Raw genomic sequence first — 21,504 nt, 5'->3', positions numbered from 1 at the left:
GAATTTCAACAATTTCAAAGAACGACTATGATTTTTTAGTGGACACTAATGTTAATGATATAACATAATAATTTAATACCATGAAGAATAGATTGAAATTACTGGTTTGGTTGTTTGCCCTCTCAGGTCCGCTGGCAGCACAGAGTGTATCTGTCAATGGTCCGGATGGAAAATTGCAGCTTACGGTATCCTGCCCGTCAGCCAACGGCGAAGTGTCTTACGCCGTCACCTACAATGGAAAGCAAATGCTGGAATCTTCTCCCTTGGGGATGGAGACAAATGTGGGTGATTTCTATAGAGGATTGCAGTTGAAGGAACATAAAGTCACAGCTCTCGATACGGTTTATGAACAATCCCGGATCAAAGCTTCGCGCATCCATTACTGGGCAAACGAATTGCTTTGTTCATTCGTCAACGGTGAGGGGAAGAATGTGCAGATAACTTTCCGCGTCAGCAACAATGATGTGGCTTTCCGTTACACGTTGCCCAGACAGGGGGGACGGGGAAGTGTGACGATAAAGAGCGAAAAGACCGGTTTCCGTTTTCCCGGACACACCACTACTTTCTTGACTCCGCAGAGCGATGCCATGATAGGCTGGAAGCGTACCAAGCCCAGTTATGAAGAAGAATACAAGGTGGATGCTCCAATGAATGTCCGTTCGCAGTACGGGCACGGCTATACTTTCCCCTGCCTGTTCAGGGTGGGCGAAGACGGCTGGGTGCTTGTCAGCGAGACGGGGGTGGACAGCCGTTATTGCGGTTCACGTCTGAGTGATGCCCAAGACGGATTGTACAGTATCGCTTTTCCGATGACCGAAGAGAATAATGGAAACGGAACGGTGGAACCGGCTTTTGCTTTGCCGGGTTCTACGCCATGGCGCACGGTGACGGTAGGTGAAAGCTTGAAACCCATTGTCGAGACTACCGCTCCCTGGGACGTGGTGGAACCGCGTTATGAGTCGGAACATGAGTATAAGCCGGGGCGCAGCACTTGGAGTTGGATTCTTTGGCAGGACGACAGTGCCAATTATGATGACCAGGTACGTTATGTCGATTTGGCTGCGGCTATGGGCTACGAATATATTCTGGTAGATAGCTGGTGGGACAAGATGACGGGATATGAACGCATGGAGAAACTGGTGGAGTATGCACACAGTAAAGGTGTGGACGTATTCTTGTGGTACAGTTCCAGTGGCTATTGGAACGACATCGAGCAAAGCCCCATCAATAAAATGGATAATTCCATCATCCGCAAAAAAGAGATGCGCTGGATGCAGAGTCTGGGCGTGAAAGGCATCAAGGTCGACTTCTTCGGCGGTGACAAGCAGGAGACCCTGCGTTTGTACGAAGAGATTCTGAGCGATGCCGACGACCACGGCCTGATGGTTATCTTCCACGGCTGTACCTTGCCTCGCGGTTGGGAGCGGATGTATCCCAACTATGCAGGCAGTGAGGCTGTGCTGGCTTCCGAGAATCTGGTATTCAATCAGCACTTCTGTGACAACGAAGCGTTCAATGCCACGTTGCACCCCTTTATCCGCAACACGGTGGGGTGCATGGAGTTTGGGGGAGTATTCCTGAACAAACGTCTGAACAAGGGAAATGATGGCGGCACGACACGCCGTACGACGGATATATTCCAACTGGCCACCGCAGTGCTTTTCCAAAACCCCATTCAGAATTTTGCTTTGGCACCCAACAACCTGACGGATGCTCCGCAAGTCTGCCTCGACTTTATGAAACAAGTGCCCACCACTTGGGACGAGACCCGTTTCATAGAGGGGTATCCCGGAAAATACATTGTCCTTGCCCGCCGTCACGGTGACACATGGTATGTCGCTGCTGTCAATGCAACGAAAGAACCGTTGAAATTGAAGCTCGATCTTCCCATGCTGGCAGGGCAGGAGGTATCTTTCTATAGTGATGACAAGAAGATGCAGCCCCAACTGAAACAGCAGAAGATAAAGGCCGACGGCAGTCTGCAACTCACGGTTCAGCCGCAGGGAGGGGCGGTCATCGTAAGGTAAAGAGTGCATGGAGTAGTCTTTGTTTGTAATAATATATCATCAAGGTTTGCTCCTTTGCAATCTTTTGATTATCAGTAGGATATAACTACCCTAATTCAGTCGTATACTGAATGGCATTCACTATACGACTGAACCCTATTCAGTATACGACTGAATGGCATTCAGTATGAGACTGATTGCGACTGTCGAACTAAATGTAAATGATTAATACCTATTTAATACCATGAACAAATTCTTGAAATTATTGTTTTTGTGTTTGCTTTTGACACTGACTGCTTCTTTGCAGGCCAAGACAAACGGAGTGGCGAACGAGCCCGACTCGGTCTACCTCTTCTCTTACTCCCAGGCCGATGGGCGTGGCGGCTTGAGGCTTGCCTGGAGTCCCGATGGCAACCGGTGGTTCGGCTTGGCAGAGGGTAGTTCCTTTGTCAACTCGGACTTCGGCCCCTGGGGGCAAATGAAGCGGATGCTGAAACCGCACTTGATGCAAACCTGTGCCGACGACCGTTGGCACTGCATCTGGGAACTGACGGAAAGCGGAAACTCCCTTGCATACGTCGAGTCTCCCGACCTGCTGCAATGGAAAGCGCAGAAATACTTTGACCGTTCCCGCCTTGCCGAATACCGGCCGGCAGAGGTCTATCCCACCGTGCGGAAGGAGGTTCTGCTGAACGGTACCATGCAGCAGGGCTGGATGCAGCGTGTGCCGTATGCCACGGTGCAGCGTGTCATCTCCTTTGCGGAGCATAAGAAGTACCGCCAGGCACTCTATGCCGAACGTGCCGAGCAAGACCCCATTCGTTTTGCCGGCCTGAAACCGGTGGAGGCGACTATCGAGGTGGAGACGGAATGTGCAAAACCCATCAACAAGCATCTGATAGGCATCTTCTTCGAAGACATCAACTATGCAGCGGACGGCGGGCTGTATGCCGAGCTGGTACAGAACCGTGACTTCGAGTATTCGTCCAAAGACGGTTCTTGTCAAGGTTGGGACGCTACATATGCCTGGGCGGTGAAAAAGGGCAATGCTTCGGCTGCCGTAACCATTGCCACTGCCGACCCCATCCATCCCAACAATCCTCATTATGCCGTACTGGAAGCTCGTCCCGGAGTGACATTGCAGAACGACGGTTTCGACGGTATTAGCTTGAAGAAAGGGGAGAAGTACGATTTCTCTCTCTTCGCCCGCGTGGCACCGGGCAGCAAGGGAGGCAAGGTGGTTGTTTGCCTGCTCGACCAGGATGGCCGTGAGATTGCCCGTTCCTCCGTCAATGTGTCCTCCAAAGAGTGGAAAAAACAGCAGACGGTGCTGACGGCGAATGCCGACGTACGTGCCGCCGTCCTCTCGCTTCAGCCGCAGACGGTGGGGACACTGCACCTCGATATGATTTCCCTTTTTCCGCAAAATACATTCAAGGGACATAAGAACGGCTTGCGTATCGACCTGGCGCAGACGCTTGCCGACCTGCATCCACGCTTCGTCCGCTTCCCCGGCGGCTGCGTGGCTCATGGCGACGGCATTGATAATATCTATGACTGGAAAGGCTCTATCGGACCGCTCGAAGCGCGTAAGCCGTTGCGCAATCTGTGGGGGTATCATCAGACACGCGGACTGGGCTACTTCGAGTACTTCCGCTTCTGCGAAGATATAGGTGCCGAACCTCTGCCGGTATTGGCAGCGGGCGTGCCGTGCCAGAATTCGGGCACACACTCGCACTATGCCGACAACTGTCCGCAGGGGGCCAACAAGGAACTGATGCGCTACGGCCAGCAGGGTGGCATCCCGATGGAAGAGATGCCTGCCTATATCCAGGATGTGCTCGACCTGATAGAGTATGCCAACGGCGATGCACGCCGCACCGTGTGGGGCAGGAAGCGTGCTGAGGCAGGCCATCCCAAGCCTTTCAATCTGAAGTATATCGGCATCGGCAACGAGGATATGATTACCGAAGTGTTTGAGGAGCGCTTTGCCATGATATACAAGGCTGTCAGGGAGAAGCATCCCGAAATTACGGTTGTCGGCACTGTAGGTCCCTTCTACGAAGGCGCGGACTATGCGGAGGGCTGGCGCCTTGCCACGGAACTGGGCGTGCCCATGGTGGACGAACACTATTACGTGGATCCGGGCTGGATGATTCACAACCAGGACTACTACGACCGTTATGACCGTACCAAGTCCAAGGTCTATCTGGGCGAATATGCCGCCCACCTGCCCGGACGTCCCAACAACATAGAGACAGCGTTGGCAGAAGCTCTCTATCTGACTTCGGTGGAACGTAATGCCGATGTGGTGGAGATGACCTCGTACGCCCCGTTGCTGGCGAAGGAAGGCCATACGCAGTGGAATCCCGACTTGATTTATTTCAATAACACGGAAGTGAAGCCTACCGTGGGCTACTACACACAGCAGATGTACGGACAGAATGCGGGTACGCAGTACATCACCTCGCACGTCACACTGAATAATGGGCAAGAGGCTGTCCGTAAGCGCGTCGGTGTTTCGGTGGTAAAGGATGAGGCCACGGGTGACCATATTGTAAAGCTGGTGAACCTGCTTCCGGTGGAGGTTTCCTCTACAGTGAAGCTGAAGGGCATCGACTTGCAGAATCCCTCGGCAGTGAAGACGCTCCTGACGGGTGACCCGAAAGACAAGCAGGCACGTTCCGTGACTTCCGCCTTCGTCGACATCGGCGGTACGGAGTTTCCTTATACCTTGCCTGCCTATTCGTTTACGGTGATACGTATCCATGAGAATAAGGGGAAATAAGGATAAATCCGTGTAATTCCGTGCGTGGGAACTTAAGAACTTAAAAACTTAAAAGATATGATACGATTATTGACTTTGGCACTTGTTGCAGCCATGACCGGCAGTGTGTCGGCACAAAAGCAACAGACTTTGCATTCCGGTTATCCCATCGACCCGGTTCCTTTCACTTCAGTGAAGGTGACGGACAGTTTCTGGGGACAACGCTTGAAGGCAAGCCGCGAGGTAACCATCCCGTTGGCTTTCAGTAAGTGTGAGGAAACCGGACGTTATGAAAACTTTGTGAAAGCTACTCATCCCAGTGATGAGTATAAGGTGGGAGGCTTCTCCTTTGACGATACGGATGTCTATAAGACGATTGAAGGTGCAAGTTACTCCTTGCAGACTTACCCGGACAAGAAACTGGAAGAATATATCGACAGCGTATTGGTCATAGTGGCCGCCGCCCAAGAACCGGACGGGTATCTTTACACCGCACGTACCATGAACCCCAAGCATCCGCACGATTGGTCGGGGCCGGAACGCTGGTCGGAGGTGGAGAATTTGAGCCACGAGTTCTATAATCTGGGTCACATGGTGGAAGGGGCTGTGGCTTATTATCAAGCTACAGGCAAGCGGAACTTCCTGGATATAGCTATCCGTTATGCCGACTGCGTATGCAAGAATATCGGTGAAGGCCCCGGACAGAAGCGTGTGATTCCCGGACATCAGATTGCCGAAATGGCATTGGTACGCCTCTATACCGTGACAGGAGATAAGAAATATCTCGACCAGGCCAAGTTCTTCCTCGACGCGCGCGGCACTACGGCACGCAAGGACATCTATTTGCAGTCGCACAAGCCTGTACTGGAGCAGGAAGAGGCAGTGGGACATGCCGTACGTGCCGGTTACATGTATTCCGGTATGGCTGATGTGGCTGCCATTACGGGTGACAGCTCCTACATCAAGGCTATCGACAAGATATGGGAGAATATCGTCGGCAAGAAGATATATATTACCGGCGGTATCGGTGCGCGTCACACGGGCGAAGCTTTCGGTGATAACTATGAATTGCCGAATCTGACTGCCTACAATGAGACCTGTGCCGCCATCGGCAATGTTTACATGAATTACCGCCTCTTTCTGCTGCATGGCGATTCCAAGTATTTCGACGTGCTGGAACGTACGCTTTACAACGGATTAATCTCCGGCGTTTCATTGGACGGAGGCAAGTTCTTCTATCCCAATCCGTTGTCTTGCGATGGTAAGTATCACTTTAATGCCGACCATACGATTACACGCCAGCCGTGGTTTGGTTGTGCCTGCTGTCCTAGCAACATCAGCCGGTTCATTCCTTCTTTGCCGGGATATGTGTATGCCGTGAAAGACAATCAGGTGTACGTCAACCTTTTCTTGTCCAACCGTGCCGAGCTGAAGTTGAATGAAAAGAAAGTGGTGCTGGAGCAGGAAACCGGATACCCCTGGAACGGAGATATTCGTGTGAAGGTGGCTCAGGGCAACCTGCCGTTTACGATGAATATCCGTATTCCGGGTTGGGTGCGCGGCAGTGTACTTCCGAGTGACCTTTATTCGTATGCCGACGACCTGAAGTTGGGCTATCGTGTATTGGTGAATGGCGAGGAGGTGACCGGTGAACTTCGTAAAGGCTATCTCCGGATAGACCGGAAGTGGAAGAAAGGGGATGTGGTAGAGGTGCATTTCGACATGCACCCCCGTGTGGTGAAAGCCAATGAAAAAGTGGTTGCCGACCGTGGACGGGTGGCCGTTGAGCGTGGTCCTATCGTTTATTGTGCCGAGTGGGCCGATAATGATTTTAATATACAGAATATCATCCTGAACCGTCATCCGAAATTCCAGGTGACGGAGAAGCCCGAACTGCTGTATGGCATCAACGAAATTACCACAGAAGTGCAGGCTCTTGGTTTTGATGCTGCCGGAAAGTTGGCAACCAGAGATGTGACGCTGACCCTGATACCTTATTATGCATGGGCACACCGGGGTGAGGGCAAGATGGATGTATGGTTGCCGGTAAATAGGATTGATGTAGAATAGCTAAGTATGTCGTCATAATTTAGCTTATGCTATCGTTATAAACAGATTAAAACCATGAAAAGACTTTTATTTCTATTGACATTGTTCGTTGTTCTTGGCATGCAGGCGCAACAGCATGTGATGACTGTTGATGTATCAAAACCGACGGCTCGGATAAATCCTGCCATGTATGGAATCTTCTTCGAAGACATTAATTTCGGTGCGGACGGTGGTTTGTATGCCGAACTGGTAAAGAACCGCTCTTTTGAGTTCCCGCAGCCGCTGGTGGGGTGGATACCTTTCGGCGAGGTGACGGTACAGGACGAGCGGCCCTGCTTCGACCGCAATCCGCATTATGTGCGCATTACCAATGACGGCTGTCTTTTGCGTGCCGGACTGGATAATGAAGGTTATCGTGGCATCGGCCTGAAAAAAGGAGAAGATTACCGTTTCTCCGCCTATGTCCGTACGCCGGATACCAAACCAATGAAGCTTTCCGTCGAACTGGTGAATTCCAACGGAGAGAATCTCCTGAAGAAGGAACTGGAAGTGAAAGGCAGTGAATGGCAGAAGCTGACGGCTGTGCTGAAAGCTCCTTTTACCGATGTTCGCTCGCGTCTGCGTGTTGTGTTGCAGACGGAGGGTACGGTAGATATGGACCACATCTCTCTCTTCCCGGTGAACACTTGGAAGAAGCGTGAGAATGGATTGCGTGCCGACTTGGTACAAGCCCTCTATGACCTCAATCCCGGAGTATTCCGTTTTCCCGGCGGTTGTATCATCGAAGGCAACAGCCTTGCCACCCGTTATCAATGGAAGAATTCCGTGGGTCCGGTAGAGAACCGTCCTTTGAACGAAAATCGCTGGAACTATACATTCAAGCATAAAGCTTTCCCGGATTATTTCCAGAGTTACGGACTTGGCTTTTACGAATATTTCCTGCTGAGTGAAGACCTCGGTGCAGAGCCTCTGCCGGTACTGAGCTGCGGGCTGTCCTGCCAATACGAAAGCAACGAAGTGGTTCCCCTTGGAGAACTCGGCCCGTACGTGCAGGATGCCCTCGACCTCATCGAGTTTGCCAACGGTGCTGCAACCTCCAAGTGGGGAAAGGTGCGTGCCGATATGGGACATCCCGAACCGTTCGGTCTGAAAATGATTGCCATCGGCAATGAACAGTGGGGGGAAGTCTATCCCGAGCGTCTGGAAGTGTTCACGAAAGCCATCCGTGCGGAATATCCCGATATGCAGATTGTAGGTTCTTCCGGTCCGAGTGCAGATGGGGACAAGTTCGATTACCTCTGGCCCGAAATGAAACGCATCGGGGTGGATTTGGTGGACGAGCATTATTATATGGCTCCCGACTGGTTCTTTGCCAATGCTGCCCGCTATGATGACTATGACCGTAAAGGACCGAAAGTCTTTGCCGGTGAATATGCATCGCATGACCACCCCACCGGGAAAGCCAATAATTTCTTGGCGGCACTGTCCGAAGCAGCTTTTATGACGGGACTGGAACGTAATGCCGATGTGGTGCGCCTGGCTACCTATGCTCCGTTGTTTGCCCATGTGGATGCCTGGCAGTGGAATCCCGATTTGATTTGGTTCGACAATCTCCGTATGATGCGGACTCCCAACTATTACGTACAGCAGATGTACGGTATGAATGCCGGAACAGATGTGCTGAACCTGCAAATGGACGGAAAACCCGTGACGGGGCAGGACAGCCTTTATGCATCGGCAGTGCTGGATGCTCCTACGGGAGAAGTAATTCTGAAGCTTGTCAATGCGGGCAGCAGATCGGAGAAGGTACAGATAGAGTTCAGCGGATTGAAGAAGCGGCAGCTTGTCTCGGGTTCCTGCACCTATTTGCAAAGTGATGACTGGAAAGCCAAGAATACACTGGAGCAGGAGGCTATTGTTCCACGTATTCGTCCGGTGGAGGTGGCTTCCCGTTCTCTGAGCCTGGAGCTTCAGCCCCGTTCGTTCGGAGTCTATCGTTTGCGGATAAGTACTCAATCAAAATAAATTCCCATTTAGTCACCTAATTTAATTATGTGAACTAGTTATGAACACTTATTTAAAGAATTAAATTCAGCCTTTTTTGAACGATTATTCTTCCTTTTAATTATAGGATAGGCGTATCTTTGTGACGGCATACCGGTTCTGCTTGTATGCCGTTGCTAATTTTTATAAACTATTTACCATGAAGAAACATTTCATTACCGGACTGCTTGCGACTTTTGCCATTGCCGCAAGCGCACAGTCCTTCACTGAATGGCAAAACCCTGAAGTGAATGCCGTGAACCGTGCTCCGATGCACACCAACTATTTTGCCTATGAGTCGGCAGATGCTGCGGCTCGTGGAGCAAAAGAACATTCTTCCAATTACATGACTCTGAACGGTATCTGGAAATTCTTCTGGGTGAAGAATGCCGATGCCCGTCCCACGGATTTCTGGAAAGTGGGGTTCAACGACAAGGGATGGAGCGATATGGCCGTTCCCGGTATGTGGGAACTGAACGGTTTCGGCGACCCTATCTACGTGAATACCGGATATGCCTGGCGCAATCAGTTCAAGAACAATCCACCGCAGGTGCCAACGGAGAATAACAATGTAGGTTCCTACCGTCGTGAGATTGTAATACCTGCCGACTGGAAGAGTAAGGACATCATTGCTCATTTCGGTTCCGTGACTTCCAATATGTATTTGTGGGTAAACGGCAAGTACGTAGGTTATAGTGAGGACAGCAAACTGGAGGCTGAATTCAACCTGACACCCTACTTGAAGCCGGGACAAAAGAATCTGATAGCCTTTCAGGTATTCCGCTGGTGTGACGGGACGTATCTGGAAGACCAGGACTTCTTCCGTTATAGCGGTGTAGGGCGCGATTGCTACTTGTATGCCCGTGACAAGAAGCGCATTCAGGACATCCGTGTCACTCCCGATTTGGATACTGCTTATAAGAACGGTTCCCTGAAAGTACAGCTTGATGTGAAGGGTGGCGGCAATGTCAGTCTTGAACTGCTGGACGCTGCCGGAAAACAGGTGGCTACAGCTGTCGCCAAAGGTAACGCTACTGCCTTGATAAATGTGGAGAATCCTCATAAGTGGACGGCGGAAACGCCCTACTTGTATACCCTACGTGCCACTTTGCAAGGCAGCAGTGAAGTGATTCCCGTAAAGGTGGGCTTCCGAAAGATAGAGCTGAAAGGAAGTCAGATACTTGTCAACGGCCAGCCCGTTCTCTTCAAGGGAGCCAACCGCCACGAGATGGATCCGGACGGTGGTTACGTCATTTCTCGCGAACGCATGATTCAGGATATTCAGGTGATGAAGCAGTTCAACCTGAATGCCGTGCGCACCTGCCACTATCCCGACAATAATCTCTGGTACGACCTCTGCGACCAATATGGTATTTACGTAGTGGCCGAAGCCAATATCGAATCCCACGGAATGGGTTATGGGGAAGAGACACTTGCCAAACGTGAGGACTATAGGAAAGCACATATGGAGCGTAACCAGCGCAATGTGCAGCGTAGCTTCAATCATCCCAGCATCATTTTCTGGTCTTTGGGCAACGAAGCCGGCTATGGCGCTAATTTCGAAGCTGCCTACGATTGGATAAAGGCTGAAGACCCGAGCCGTGCCGTACAATATGAACAAGCCGGTAAAACAGGCAAGACAGACATCTATTGCCCGATGTATTATGGCTATGACGGATGTAAGAAATACAGTGAGGATGATTCTATGACAAAGCCCCTGATTCAGTGCGAATATGCTCACGCGATGGGAAACTCGCAAGGAGGTTTTAAAGAATATTGGGATTTGGTGCGTAAATATTCCAAATTCCAAGGTGGCTTTATTTGGGATTTTGTTGATCAGTCTGTACGTTGGACAGGAAAAAACGGTAAGATGATTTATGCCTACGGCGGTGACTTTAACCGTTTTGATGCCAGCGATGGTAACTTCTGCGATAACGGTCTTATCAGCCCCGACCGTGTGCCCAATCCCCACATGTATGAGGTAGGCCGTATCTATCAGGACATCTGGACTACTCCGGCCGACTTGAAGAACGGCGAAATCAATGTGTTCAATGAATACTTCTTCCGTGATCTTTCTGCCTATTATATGGAGTGGGAGGTACTGAAAGGCGGTAAGGTGATACGGACCGGTCGTGTGGATAATCTGAATGTAGCTCCCCAACAGACAGCCAAAATCAAGTTGGACTTGGGCAAGACTTGCCAATGCACCGAGTGGTTGCTGAATGTTTCCTATAAGCTGAAGAACCGTGAAGGATTGCTTTCCGCCGGACATGTAGTGGCAAAAGACCAGTTGACGCTCAATCCTTACCAAGCTCCTTCCATGGAATTGAAGAACTGCGAACAGAGCAATATCGAGATGACGGCTCCCCAAGTACAGGATAACGATTGGAACTACCTCATCGTCTCCGGTGATGCTTTCCGTGTAGAAATCAACAAGCACAACGGTTATCTGACCAAGTACAAAGTGAATGGCCGGGATATGATTAAAGACGGCGAGGCTTTAAAACCAAACTTCTGGCGTGCGCCTGTTGACAACGACTACGGTGCCAATCTGCAACGCAAATATATCGCTTGGAAGAATCCGGAAATCAAACTGACCTCTTTCAAACAGCGCACGGAGAACAATCAGGTGATTGTAGAATCTGCTTACGACATGCCGGGTGTTTCAGCTAAGCTGAACCTTGTTTATGTCATCAACAATGCCGGTGCCGTCAAGGTGACCCAGAAGCTGACTGCCGACAAGAATGCCAAAGTATCGAACATGTTCCGTTTCGGTCTGCAGATGCCTATGCCGCGCAGCTTTGAAACCGTTGAATACTATGGACGCGGTCCGGTTGAAAACTATATTGACCGTAATCATTGCGCCGACTTAGGCATTTATCGCCAAAGTGTGGCCGAGCAGTTCTATCCCTACATCCGTCCGCAGGAAAACGGAACAAAGACCGATATTCGTTGGTGGAAGATGTTGGATCAGTCTGGTAATGGCATCAAGATTGTGGCAGCCGCTCCCTTCTCCGCATCTGCCTTGCACTATACCATCGAGTCTTTAGATGAAGGCTGGAGCAAAGAGCAAGGACACTCGCAAGAGGTGGATGAAGCTGATTTGACTAATCTCTGTATCGACAAGGTGCAAGCCGGTCTGGGTTGCGAAGACAGTTGGGGACGTATAGCCCGTCCGGAATACCTGGTGCCATACGCTGATTATGAGTTTACGTTCATCCTTTTTCCCGTATGCCATAGTATCGGAATAGAATAACATTTCTTCTCAGTGTATTACATACTGAGAAACAGATTTTATAACACTGAAGCGGTCGCCTTTCCGATGGGGGAGGGTGACCGCTTTGTGTTGATGTTTTGCTTGCTTCTGTATATTTCTTTGTTTTATTGTTTCTGATTTCGGCAAATGCAATCCGTCAGATGGTCGTTGATAAACCCCGAAGCTTGCAGATGGGCATAGCAAATGGTAGAGCCGAAGAACTTGAATCCCCGTTTTTTCATGTCTTTGCTCATGGCATCTGATTCGGGAGATGATACCGGAATCTCACTCAATGACTGGAAATGATTGATAATGGGGTTCCGGTCGGGGAAGAAGGATAGCGTATAGTTGTAAAAGCTGCCGAATTCTTTCTGTATGGCAAGAAACTGCTTTGCATTGGTGATGGTCGACTTGATTTTCAGACGGTTTTTCACGATGCCGTCAAAGTGCATCAGCCGTTCCACGTCTTCGTCGGTCATTTGCGCCACTTGCGCGGCATCGAAATTGCAAAAGGCTTTGCGGTAGCCTTCCCGCTTTTTGAGGATGGTTATCCAGCTCAGTCCCGCCTGGGCACTTTCCAATACAAGAAACTCGAATAGTGTCTTGTCGTCTGTTACCGGTTTTCCCCACTCTTCATCGTGGTATTTCACATACAGCTCGTAGGTTCCGCACCAGCCGCAACGTCCGTTTATAATGTCTTGCATAAGCGTTATTTTTGTAATGAGGTGCTAAGGTAGTGCTTTCATTCCGAATAAACAAATCTATCTATTCTAAATGGATAGATTTGTTTATTCGGAATGGAATGTTTATATTTGTATCTGAATATAAATGACATAGCCCTATGATAAGCAAATCGGATATAGTAGAAGCCATACGTGTGCAACGTGAACGGTTGAGGAAATTTCAAAGTTTCCGACGTGACCTATTGTTGTCTTTACCTCCCTTGGTAGCAGACTATGCACTGATTATATCTGGTATTCGCCGTTGTGGTAAGAGTACATTGCTGGCACAATTATCGGTGGATAGATACAAGCCGGAAGAGGTGCTCTCCTTGAATTTTGATACCCCTTTACTGTATGGATTTGAATTCAGTGATTTCCGTATAGTGGATGAAGTTATTAAGGAACATGAAGGGTGTATCGCTCTTCTTTTTGACGAAATACAGATTGTTGATGGTTGGGAGGTGTATATTCGGGGCAAGTTGGATGAAGGGTTTTATGTGGGAATCACCGGCTCCAATGCTTCGATGTTGAGTCGTGAATTGGGCACGAAGTTGACAGGAAGACATATTACGAAAGAACTGTTCCCTTTTTCGTATGCTGAATATTGCGGTTTTACGGGTAAGACTATCGGTGACAGTTCCTTGTACGACTATCTGCATCAGGGTGGCTTCCCTCAATACTTGCAACTGGATGATCAGGATGTTCTGACGGATTTAGTCAATGATATAGTATATCGTGATATTGCCGTGAGATATAATATACGTGATGACCACTCTTTGAAAAGTCTCTTGGCCTATTTGATGGGGAATGTGGGCAATCTGGTGTCTGCTACAAAACTGAAACAGATACTGGGAATGAAAAGTACTTCTACTGTGTCTGATTATTTCTCTTATTTCGAACAGACTTACTTGATAAACTTTGTTCCGAAATTTTCATATTCATATAAAGCGCAACTGTTGAACCCGAAGAAAGTGTATTGTGTGGACAATGGTGTTGTATTTGTCACCTCTCCATCTTTCACCCGTGATGAGGGTCGGAGGCTGGAGAACATGGTTTTTGCGGAATTGCGTCGCCGTTATTCTGAGATATTCTATTATAATGAGAACCGGAAGGAATGCGACTTTATAGTTGTACGCAATTCTGTGCCCCAGCTTGCCATCCAGGTATGCTATGCCTTGACCGCAGAAAACCGGAAAAGGGAAGTAGGTGGCTTACTGGATGCCTTGTCTTTCTTCAAGATGGGGCATGGACTGATACTCACTTATAACCAACATGACAAATTTTCCGTAGGAGATAAAACGATAGAAGCATTGCCGGTGTCTGAATATTTTAAAGACTAATCTTCTTGTCTCTTGCACTCCACCACATGATACAGCGTGCCGAACCGTGTTCTGCGGGATGGCACTTCATGTTTCTGCAGTATCCTTCCGAATACATTCACTCTCTTGGTGGACAGCGGGATGGCGCTGTACCGGCGCAGGCGGTTCAGTATTTCGGCAGACGACAGCCATTCTCCCTCCTCGTCATTTCCGGCAACGCGGAAATAGTGGTAGAACAGTTGCTCTTCGGGCGGTATCTGTTCGAAATCGTGGTTGTTTTCCGTCATAATCCGTTCGTCCGACTGGTCGAACCAATAGCGTTCGCCGTGGTCCAGTTCGTGCATGGCCTGGGTATAAAGCTGGTTGTAGTCTATCGGGCGGTTGGTGTCTATTGCTTCCGTCACTTCTATGCAGATGAACCGGCGACTGCCGCTGGGGTCGGTCAGCAAGTCCTTCTGGTTGCTGGTGGCGATGAACGAGGCGTATCGGCGCATCTCGAGCACGGCATTGGCGTATGGCTTGCGCACGTTGACCACCGGCTTCTGGAGGATATGTTTCAGGAATCCTTGCTGGGTGCTGCTTATTTGGTCGAATTCATCGATGTTGATGAGCGCAAAACGGTTGAGGTAAAGTTCGGCGTCGCGCTTGCGCGAGAAGTCGATGCTGTCCGTATAATAGGCACGCAGCTCGGGCGGGACGATGCTTCGGCAAAAGGTGCTTTTGCGGGTGCCTTGTGCACCTACCAATAAGGGGGAGACGCTGTTGGCATATTTCTTGTCGGTATTGCCGCGCCAGTGTGCCACCATGTTGAGAAACCAGCGGTGGAACAGTTCGGCCCAGTACGGGTTGTTGCAGGGTACTGTCTGGGCGAGTGCCAGGATACGGTCTTTCCCGTCCCAGTGCGGAAGGTCGTACAGATAATCTTCCAGCGGATTGAATACCGGGATGCGGTTGGAGTAGATATATCGGCTGATGTCCCTATCCCACAGGGGAATGCCTTCGCTCTGTGCGTCGAGGGCAATGCTGTTCAGCGTGCGCTTGTCGATGGGGGAGAAGCGGAAACGGAACGAGTGGCGTTCACGGTATTCCACCTCACCCACTTGGGTGTTGTAGCGGAAGTCGTAGCGGCGTTTCATGAACTCGTCCGTCTGTATGGCAAGTCTTTGCTCTTTGCTGAGGCTGCTTTGGGTATTGAAGCCTTTGTTCTCTTGGTAAACGCTTCTTACAATCTGCCGGATGACAGTCTCTTTTTGGCGCAGATAATAATGGAAATAGGTACGCTTCACGGTCTCTTCTTCGGGGATGCCCGAACGGAAACAGTTCTCGGCAAGGCGTACGGTCAGCGAGTGCAGGCTGTTGTCGGCACCGGCACCCGTCGCTTCGGCGAAAGTCTTCTGCAAGGCGGCTTCAAACAGCATGATGATGGCTTCTTCGGCTTCATATCCCGGCACGGCGCGCGTCAGGGGTGACTTCTCGTCTTGCAGGGCTTCCCGATAGGTGGTTTCGTCGGGCATGGAGGCGGGCTGTGCAAGATAGAACTGTATGGAGTCCGGGCGGTACATGGCTTCGGGGTCGAAGGAGAGGCGGGAGTACTGTTCCAGCTTGGGCTCTTTCAGCAGAATGTCGAAAGGCAGTTGGGGCTGGTAGCATTTCACGGCAAGGCGGTAGGCATGGGCGTGGAATACTTCGGCTTCTTCCCGTTTGCCCGGCAGCGAATTGTTCGGACGGGTGAAGGTAGTCCAAATCTTTACAGTCCGTCCGCTGGAACCGGTGAATACGAGCCGCGTCTGGGGCTGTTCCCAGGCAAGACGTTTCACAAGGGCTATTTCGGACTTGCCGGAAAGCGGGCCTACGGTCAGTTCCACGATGCCGTTGTAGGTTTTCATCTGGCAGACACCGTTCGTCTTGCGGAATTCGGCTGCCGGGAGTACTTTGGGCAGTCGGTCTGCCTCGTTGCAGCGCTTGCCGGGCAAGCAGTATCGCAGTTGCTGGCGGAAAGTGGATACGGGCTGGGTTTTGGTCTCCGTTTTGATTTTCTGTAGGAAGGTGTCCAAGTCTGTCGTGCTCAGTGTCAGATTCCCGTCTTTTTCTCTCAGTTGGGTGATTTTCATTTCTATTTTTTGTTTTGTCACATGCAGGCAAAATGGTTTGCTTACAGTGTACTAAGGTACGACAATTAGGCTCTTTTTGCAAGTGATTCCATGCTTTTTTAGGTCGATTCCAGCGTTTTTCTGTGGAAAATCTGATGTTTTGAGTCGAAAAAGCTGGTGATTTGGGATGCTTTGTGCAGACTTCCACGCTGGTTTTGCTTGTCGGAACAATAGTTTCCGGCTATTGAAACAAAAGGTTTTACTTGTTGAAACCAATGGTTTTCCTAAGGGAAACTCTCAGTTTCTCTTGTTGAAACTTTTATTTTAGAAGGTTGAAACCAATAGTATTTGCTTAAGAAACTAAAAGTTTCATACTGAGAACTAAGCATATAGCACTATTCTGTGGTGAATGAAGTAAGTATCGGATACTGCTTTTGTTATGGCGTGATGGATGGTTGTGAAGATTTTTATCTATCACGGGTATCTTTCACGCTTTAATCGGTTTATAATCAAAAGGATATCCCCCTCTGCGTGATAGCATGACAGATGTTTTTCAAAAATAAACTTTGTAAGAGCTGAGCTGTCCGGATGCTTCAATCGTTGTAGCTGTATTCTTCGCTGTATCTCTCGAATTTCGGTTCTTCGGCAATTCCGTATTGTTTGAAAACCTGACGGATATATGCTTGTGCCTTTGGAAACAAGCCTTGTTCCTGGCGGTAAAAGCGATAATAGGTGGTCTTGCCAAAGTGTCCTACAAGCTGGTTCCTCATCGGGGCTGCACATTTGTGGGGTACATTGTCCAGCAGATGCCGGATGCCCCATGCTACTCGGTACTTTTGGGCTTTCCGAAAATAAGGGCAGTCGGTGGTATCGGCAGGGATACGGTTCGGGTTGATGATACTTAAGGTGGGATATTGCGAGGTACAATTGATAGCGGCCAGATGGTGCAGGCATTCTTCCTTATGGATGCACTGGCTGTGGAAGCAATGCGCAAAGCCATAAGGCACAGACTGGTAGTCGAAATAATCTTCCATTATTATGTTCTATATATATGTGCAAAGGTAAAGATAAAATATGGAATCGACTGTTTTTTTCCTGAATATCTACCTTTGTCGTTTGATGTATTCTGAAGGTGTCATTCCGTATTCTTCCTTAAAGCAAGCCCGGAAATACCCCAAATCGTTGAAACCGCTGGCATATGCCGCTTCCGATATGTTGTTGCCTTCTTCCATCAGTAGTCTCAAACTGTTTTTGAGTCTGATTTTCCGGATAAACTCATTGCCCGACATGTCGGTCAGTCCTTTTATTTTTCGGTAGAGGGTGGAATGACTCATGTGCATCTTGTCCATTATGAAGGATATGTCTAACTTTTCGGTTTCTATGTTTTCTTCAATAATCCGGGTCAGCTTGTTTAGAAATTCCTCATCCAGCTTGTTTATCTTCATGGGTTCTCGAAGAATTTCCGGTTTCAGTTCTTTGGTACGGTCAGCAATTAAGTGAGCCAACTTTCTGCGTGATTCCAGCAGATTCTGTACGCGGCTGTTCAGTAATTTGGCACTGAAAGGTTTTGTCAGATACGAATCTGCACCGCTTTCGTAACCTTCTTCCTTATCTTGTATGGAATCTTTGGCTGTAAGGAGAATGATGGGGATATGGCTGGTACGTATATCTTCCTTGATGGTCTTGCAAAGCTCGATACCGTCCATAACGGGCATCATGATGTCGCTGATGATGATGTCCGGTATGCACTTCAAAGCCTGCTTCACACCTTCTTTGCCGTTGGCGGCTGTGATAATCCGGTAGTTGCTGCTGAAGGATGTGGCTATGTATTTGCGGATGTCATCATTGTCTTCTATTATCAGGATTACGGGAAGCATGTCTGTCTCTTCTTTTTCCTCTTCTTCCTTTGGTTTTTCTTTCTGAACGGTTTCCGGGTTTTCTTCTTTGTGCAGAGCATGAGGATAAGTGTTTTGGGTCAGTAATCTGAAAGTGAAGGTTGTCCCTTTACTTACTTCACTTTCAACTGACAGAATACCTTCGTGCAAGTCGGCCAGGGCTTTGACCAATGCAAGTCCTATACCGGTTCCCGATGCTTGATGTTTGCTGTCGGCTTGATAGTAGCGGTCGAAAATGTGCGGCAATACTTCCGTACTGATTCCATATCCGGTGTCACTGACAATGATTTCCGTATACATGTTATCTTGCTCTTGCACAGACTGCATAATCAGACAAATAGTTCCCTCCGGGGTGTATTTTATGGCATTGCTCAACAGATTGTTCAATATGGTAGTGATGATGTCTGCATCAAAGTAAAGTTTAGTCTTATCCGTATCAATGCTGATGTGGAACTTCACTTTAGTGTTGCGGTTCAATTCTTTGTACCGTAATCCGATTTCTGTAACCAGATTTCCCAAATTTCCCTTTGCTACTGTGAGTTTTCGGTTTTGCGTTTCTGTCTTGCGAAATTCCAGTATCTGATTTATCAGGTTTAGCAATCGTAGTGCACTGTCATGAATCACCCTTATCTTGTTGCTGTAGAATACCGGTAGATTGGAGTCATTCACCAAGTCTTCAAGCGGACCGAGTATCAGCGTCAGCGGAGTGCGTAGCTCATGGGTAATATTGGTGTAGAAACGTAGGCGTTCATTGTTGAGTTCTTGTTCGTTTAAGCTCTTTTTACGTTCCAGTTCGAGTGAGCTTTCCAACATCAGCTTGCGTTTGTAGAAGCGGAACCAAATATATCCCCCCAATAATAGGATTAATATGTAGAATGCTTTAGCATACCAAGTCAGCCATATGGGAGGATGAATATGGACTTTCATGGCAGCAATATGCTTGTCATCCCATTCTTGATTTCTTAACCGTGCTTTTACCTTGAAAGTATATTCACCCGGAGCAATGTTTCGGAAGGTCACTTGGTTATCTCCCAATGTATTGGTCCATGAGTTTTCCAAGCCTTCAATGAGATAGGCATACTCTACCAGGCGGCTTTGTGAATAGTCGGGTACGGAGAAGGATATACGAAATGAGTTCCGGTTGTGTGGCAATTCGATACTTCCGCCGGATGGCTGTATCATTGTTTCTCCACTACGGTTTTCTATTTGGTTGTTAAGGCCTTTGCATTCGATGATTTGTATGGGAGCCACTTGCTGTTCTGCTGTAAGGTTCTTTGGATTGAAAAAGCAGACTCCATTCAATGAGCCGAAATAGAGTGTACCGTCTTGCATGCAGCATGCCGAGCCTTCGATAAAATTTCCTATGGGAATTCCATCCCGATAGTCGTAATTCTCGAACTTTTGCCTTTGCGGATTCCAGTGAGAGATTCCATCGTTGGTACTAAGCCAGATGCCTCCTTTCTTGTCTTCCTGTATAGTGCGGACAAAGGTATCTTCGAGTCCCTGGCTATAGCCATAGAACTCGAATTCTTCAGGGCGGTTGGTGTCTTTTATGTAACCTATACCGTTACGGGTTGCTGCCCAGATTCCTCCCTGGATGTCCATGTGGAGGTGATTGATGGCATTGGAGCAGAAACTGGTGTTTGTACTGAGAATAGTAAGGAGTGTGTTGTCTTTGTTGAAAATGGCTATTCCTCCTCCATAGGTACCTACCCAAAGTTTGCCTTGGCGGTCACGGCAGATTCCATATACCGATTTGTCAGGGAGCAGCTTGGTTATATTGTTCTCTTTGTTGAGGATGCCGTCGGTATAAGTGTATATGCCATATTCCGCACCTATATATATCGTTCCATCGGTGTCTTTAAAGAAAGTGATTATATCTATGTTTTCTATATCCAGCAGAATCCTTTCAATATGATTGGTGTTGGTATTGTATTTCAAAAGGCCATCGTCATAGATTCCGAGCAATAAGATGTCATCTTCGGCGTCAATGATAGAGAAAACCTGACCGTAAGGTCTTGATAATTTGCTTGTAATGTCAATGCTTTTTATGAACTTATTATCTTTGAAAAGGCATACTTCATTTTCGCCTCCCAACCAGATTTGTTCTTTTGCATCTTTGCAAAGCCCCCATACCGGTTTGTATTTCAACTCCTTGCCGTTTCCTGTCATATAAGGTAATGAATGGAACACGGGTTGTGTATGGCTGATGAAATCTATTCCGCTGCCATAGTTCCCTATCCAGATGTTACCGAAAGAGTCTTGCAGTAGGCTGCGGATATTACCAGAGGATACTCCGTGCTTGCCGTTGTCGGCTGTTATGTTATGGAACCGGATGCTTTCGGGATTGCGGAATGTGATGCTGTGAAGGTCTAATATGCTGATGCCGCCTATGTCGCTGGCTATCCATAGGGTGCCGTCGGCCATTTCCCTGATATTGTAAATGTGATCGGCAATTAGGGAGTAGGGATTATTGTATTCGTGCCGGAATACTGTAAATTCTTCGGTTCTGGGATTGAATAGGCCGAGCCCGCGGTTAGTTCCTACCCAGATATTTTCCAGATGGTCTTTATAAATGGAATAGACACTGTTGCCGGGCAAGCTCTTGGGGTTGCCGGCTTCATAGCGGAAGTTACGGATGCTTTTGTCTTTCAGGTTGACAATGCTCATTCCTCCCTGGGCATGTCCGATGTATAGATTTTCTGCCCCATCATCAAAAGTACACCAGTTCGAAGTGTTCAGGCTTTTGATTCCTTTGTCCGATAGTGATGTGAAGGTTTGGGAACGCTTGTCATAATAAACAATGTCTCCATGATGCATTGTAATCCATATCCCTTCATTGGCGGCGTGTGATAAGTGAACGACATTGTCGATATTTGCTCCTTCCGCTTCGCCGTAGCTTCTGAACCGGTAAGTGGAGCAGTCCAGTGCACAAATGCCTTTGAACTTACCGCTTATCCAAAGTAAGTTCTCCGTTTCGTCGTACAACAGCACATTCAACGCATCGCTGCTCAGTCCGGTGTTATTGCTTTTGTAGGTGGTGAAGTTGCATCCGTCAAACCTGTTCAGTCCGAGTTCTGTTGCTATCCAGATACATCCTTGACGGTCTTGTGCAATGTCGCGCACGTAGTTGTTGGACAGCCCGTCTTCCACTCCCAGATGTCGTAGGGTATAAGGTTGTGCCAAGCTGTCGGCAGCAGGTAGCAACCACAAGCAAAATAGCAGCAAGAAGTGTGTATATGTTCGCATGGTAGTTCCTGAATTTGGTGATTATCTTTGCACCCCAAAGATACAATAAATCTTTTTTGTGTATACTTTCCATTGCGTTTTTGCCCTATCAGCCTCTGTTGTTTGATG

General features: G+C 48.6%; 10 protein-coding genes. 6 read left to right on the top strand and 4 right to left on the bottom strand.

Features of this window, described 5'->3' with window-relative positions; genetic code table 11:
* Positions 1-80: 80 nt before the first annotated feature.
* The 5 genes from DW039_RS18185 (at position 81) to DW039_RS18165 (ending at position 12,121) form a co-directional block, all read left to right on the top strand.
* Entirely contained in the window at positions 81-2,027 is a 1,947-nt protein-coding gene (locus DW039_RS18185) for a glycoside hydrolase family 97 protein (protein ID WP_044467595.1), read from the top strand.
* Between the two features lie 223 nt (positions 2,028-2,250).
* A complete protein-coding gene (locus tag DW039_RS18180) occupies positions 2,251-4,794 on the top strand; it encodes an alpha-L-arabinofuranosidase C-terminal domain-containing protein (RefSeq protein ID WP_120382194.1) in 2,544 nt (847 codons plus the stop codon).
* Between the two features lie 57 nt (positions 4,795-4,851).
* Complete coding sequence (locus tag DW039_RS18175; RefSeq protein ID WP_005830129.1) at positions 4,852-6,843, top strand: glycoside hydrolase family 127 protein; 1,992 nt, start codon at positions 4,852-4,854, stop codon at positions 6,841-6,843.
* Between the two features lie 54 nt (positions 6,844-6,897).
* Positions 6,898-8,847 (top strand): alpha-L-arabinofuranosidase C-terminal domain-containing protein, encoded by a 1,950-nt coding sequence (locus DW039_RS18170; RefSeq protein ID WP_005830131.1) that lies wholly within the window; start codon positions 6,898-6,900, stop codon positions 8,845-8,847.
* Positions 8,848-9,025: 178 nt separating this feature from the next.
* Entirely contained in the window at positions 9,026-12,121 is a 3,096-nt protein-coding gene (locus tag DW039_RS18165) for a glycoside hydrolase family 2 TIM barrel-domain containing protein (RefSeq protein ID WP_117681301.1), read from the top strand.
* A gap of 125 nt (positions 12,122-12,246) precedes the next feature.
* Here DW039_RS18165 and DW039_RS18160 read toward each other — a convergent pair whose 3' ends face one another.
* On the bottom strand, positions 12,247-12,825 hold the full coding sequence (locus tag DW039_RS18160; RefSeq protein WP_119957944.1) for a DNA-3-methyladenine glycosylase I: 579 nt from the start codon (positions 12,823-12,825) through the stop codon (positions 12,247-12,249).
* 137 nt (positions 12,826-12,962) lie between these two features.
* Here DW039_RS18160 and DW039_RS18155 point away from each other — a divergent pair, with 137 nt between their 5' ends.
* Entirely contained in the window at positions 12,963-14,183 is a 1,221-nt protein-coding gene (locus tag DW039_RS18155; RefSeq protein WP_120382193.1) for an ATP-binding protein, read from the top strand.
* Here the strand turns inward: DW039_RS18155 and DW039_RS18150 are convergent.
* From DW039_RS18150 to DW039_RS18140, 3 genes are all read right to left on the bottom strand, one after another.
* A complete protein-coding gene (locus DW039_RS18150) occupies positions 14,180-16,273 on the bottom strand; it encodes a BT4734/BF3469 family protein (protein WP_005830140.1) in 2,094 nt (697 codons plus the stop codon). The genes DW039_RS18155 and DW039_RS18150 overlap by 4 nt on opposite strands.
* 572 nt (positions 16,274-16,845) lie before the next feature.
* Positions 16,846-17,286: a DUF6078 family protein gene (locus tag DW039_RS18145; protein ID WP_044468175.1), complete on the bottom strand. Its 441-nt coding sequence runs from the start codon at positions 17,284-17,286 to the stop codon at positions 16,846-16,848.
* A 69-nt stretch (positions 17,287-17,355) separates the two neighbouring features.
* Positions 17,356-21,396 carry a two-component regulator propeller domain-containing protein gene (locus DW039_RS18140; RefSeq protein ID WP_120382192.1) on the bottom strand — a complete coding sequence of 1,347 codons (4,041 nt, stop codon included), beginning with the start codon at positions 21,394-21,396 and terminating at the stop codon, positions 17,356-17,358.
* Between the last annotated feature and the right edge of the window lie 108 nt (positions 21,397-21,504).

This window comes from Bacteroides sp. AF39-16AC, from assembly GCF_003602735.1.
Lineage (GTDB): Bacteria > Bacteroidota > Bacteroidia > Bacteroidales > Bacteroidaceae > Bacteroides > Bacteroides uniformis.
This window is presented reverse-complemented; position numbering and strand designations above follow the sequence as displayed.